Origin of the sequence: Streptomyces sp. PA03-1a (assembly GCF_033792805.1) — a bacterium.
GTDB lineage: Bacteria > Actinomycetota > Actinomycetes > Streptomycetales > Streptomycetaceae > Actinacidiphila.
Genome location: NZ_JARAVO010000437.1, coordinates 1 through 2,848, shown reverse-complemented (window position 1 = coordinate 2,848; position 2,848 = coordinate 1). Strand labels below are relative to the sequence as shown.

Genomic DNA, 2,848 nt, shown 5'->3' with positions numbered 1-2,848 from the left:
GGGGGGGTGAGGGTGATCTGCCGTACGAGCTGGTGGAAGCAGGACAGCGCCGCGATGGCGGGGAGGCTGGCGACGGTCCAGTCGGTGATCGTCCGGGGGGCGGAGGCGACGCAGAACAGGATCGCGAAGGCCGAGAAGAGCAGCACGACCGCCCAGGAGTGCGGGGCCCGGCGCTGGTGCAGCGCGGCCCGCAGGATCGACAACGAGGCCACCATCCAGGGGCCGTAGACCAGCAGCGGCCACCAGCCCGCCAGCCCCGACGCCCCGTTGGTGGCGGCGATGTGGCGCAACGGGTCGTGGGCGACCATCCCCCCGAGCACGCTCACCATGGCCACGATGGTGGCCGCGACCGCCGCGACGACGAAGCTGAGCGTCTGGGTCCTGGCCGCCTTCTGCCGCAGCGCCGCCCGGCGGATCCTGCGGTGCCTGTGCCGGGTGAGCGGCAGCTCGTGGGTCGCGGACTCCGGGGAGGGCGCGGCGAAGACGTCGTCGTCCTCCTCCTCGTAGTCGTCCACCTCCTCCGCCAGAGGGGGTTCGAGGAGCTGGGCCAATTCCTCCTCGGACGTCCACGCCCCGTTCAGGACGTCGTAGTCCGGGGCGGAGAAGAACCCGTTCCCCGAAGTGTCGTCCGGGGCCTGGCGGGGACTGTAAATGGTGTGGCCGCTGAGGTGGTCCTCGTACGGCATGTCGTTCTCGAAGCGGAAACGGTCCTGCAAAGGCGGCATGAAGGAATTCCTGTCGGGGCCGGGCGTGGGCGGGGGATACGGTGAATGCACGCCCTAATACCGCGCATCCAGATCGATGCCGGAGCAGCGGCGGATGAAATCCCCCTCGATGCCGACCATTTCGTTGGTGAACTGTTCCAGTTCCGAAGAGCAGTACACGAGCGGAATGCGCTCCTCGCCACGCTCGATGTAGGCGTCCGGACTCCGGCCGAAGAATCCCGCCGTCCCCGGGACGAAGACCCATTCCCCGAGGGGGACGCCCTCCCTCGGGCGGTACGGACGGCTGCGGCGGATGGGCGCCGGAACCGTCCGGGGGACCTCGTTCCCGGCCGGCGCACCCGGTGCGTTCTGGGAATCGACTGTGACCACATCCCCACAACGACCCCCGCCCCGTGATGGAGTTGCGCCGTACGAGTGACCTCCGCCCCGTGTTCCGTGAGGTGTTGGCCCTGGCCACAGGCCCCGGCAGGCACCCTAGGGTGACGCCATGACCGAACCGACGCGCCGCCGCGCGGCCGCCCTGGAGCTCATCGACGCCGTCGTCGACCCCGGCACCTGGCACGGCTGGGACGAGCCCGTGACCGCGCTGCCCGGCTACCTCGACGACGCCGGGTACCGCGCCGACCTCGCCCGGGCACGGGAGCGCACCGGGCTCGACGAGTCGGTCGTCACCGGCGAGGGCAGGATCCGCGGCCGCCGGGTCGCCGTCGTCGCGGGCGAGTTCCGCTTCCTGGGCGGCTCGATCGGCGTCGCCGCGGGCGAACGCCTCGTACGGGCCGTCGAACGGGCCACCCGTGAGCGGCTGCCCCTGCTGGCCTCGCCCGCCTCGGGCGGGACGCGGATGCAGGAGGGCACCATCGCGTTCCTGCAGATGGTCAAGGTCGCGGCGGCCATCACCGACCACAAGGCCGCGGGCCTGCCGTACCTGGTCCACCTGCGGCACCCGACCACGGGCGGGGTCTTCGCGTCCTGGGGCTCCCTCGGGCACGTCACCGCCGCCGAACCCGGCGCGCTCATCGGCTTCCTCGGCCCGCGGATCCACGAGGCCCTGTACGGCGAGGAGTTCCCGCCCGGCGTCCAGGTCGCGGAGAACCTGCTGGCCAACGGCATCGTGGACGCCGTGCTGCCCTCCGCGGAACTCGCGGACGTCGCGGCACGCGTCCTCGGGGTGCTGTGCGGCGACACGGCGGGAGCCCCGGACACCGGCGGGGCCGGTCCCGAGCCCGCGCCGGGCGCCTCCGCTCCACCGGCCGCGGAGTCCATCCGGCGCTCACGGCGGCCCGAACGGCCGGGGCTGCGCGCCCTGCTGGCGGCGGCCGCCCGGGACGTGACCCCGCTCAGCGGCACCGGCGCGGGGGAACGGGACCCCGGACTCCTGCTCGCGCTCGCCCGGATCGGCGGCACGCCCTGCGTCGTCCTCGGCCACGACCGGCGGGAGACCGGCGACGGGCGGCCGTCCGCGCTCGGCCCCGCCGGCCTGCGGGTCGCCCGCCGCGGCATGGGCATCGCGGCGGAACTGGACCTGCCGCTGTTGTGCGTGGTCGACACCGCGGGTGCGGCGCTGTCCCGGGAGGCCGAGGAGGGCGGCCTGGCGGGCGAGATCGCCCGCTCCCTCGCCGACCTGATGACCGTGCCCGCGCCCACGCTGTGCCTGCTGCTCGGACAGGGCGCCGGCGGGGGCGCGCTCGCGCTGCTGCCCGCGGACCGGGTGGTGGCCGCGCGGCACGCGTGGCTCTCCCCGCTGCCGCCGGAGGGGGCCTCGGCGATCCTGTACCGGACGACGGAACGGGCGTACGAAGTGGCCGGGCGCCAGGGGGTGCGGTCGGCGGACCTGGCCGCGCACGGGATCGTCGACCGGGTGGTGGAGGAGACGCCCGACGCGGCGGACGAGCCCGAGGCGTTCCTGGCCCGCCTCGGCGCGGTCCTGGGTGCCGAACTCGCGGCCCTGCGCGCCCACCCCCGCGCCGTCCGCCTCGCCGCCCGCCGCACCCGCTACCGGAACCTGGGCCTGAGCTGACGCCCCTTCCGGCGGGAGGCGTTCCGCGGCGGCGGGCGGCGAGGCGGACGGCGCGGTCCTGGGTGCCGAACTCGCGGCCCTGCGCGCCCACCCCCGCGCCGTCCGC

General features: G+C 74.9%; 3 protein-coding genes. 1 reads left to right on the top strand and 2 read right to left on the bottom strand.

Annotation, left to right across the window (positions count from 1 at the left end; translation table 11 throughout):
* On the bottom strand, positions 1-725 hold a 725-nt coding region (locus PV341_RS44575; RefSeq protein ID WP_500360962.1), incomplete at its 3' end, for a DUF2637 domain-containing protein.
* A gap of 54 nt (positions 726-779) precedes the next feature.
* Positions 780-1,094, bottom strand: a complete 315-nt coding sequence (locus PV341_RS44570) for a hypothetical protein (protein WP_500328482.1) — start codon at positions 1,092-1,094, stop codon at positions 780-782.
* A gap of 118 nt (positions 1,095-1,212) precedes the next feature.
* Here PV341_RS44570 and PV341_RS44565 point away from each other — a divergent pair, with 118 nt between their 5' ends.
* Positions 1,213-2,742, top strand: coding sequence for a carboxyl transferase domain-containing protein (locus PV341_RS44565; RefSeq protein ID WP_500360961.1), 1,530 nt, complete (start codon positions 1,213-1,215; stop codon positions 2,740-2,742).
* The last annotated feature ends 106 nt before the right edge of the window (positions 2,743-2,848 follow it).

Excerpts from the sequence above, each read along its gene's own strand:
- PV341_RS44565 (WP_500360961.1), top strand. The coding sequence starts at position 1,213 with ATGACCGAACCGACGCGCCGCCGCGCGGCCGCCCTGGAGCTCATCGAC.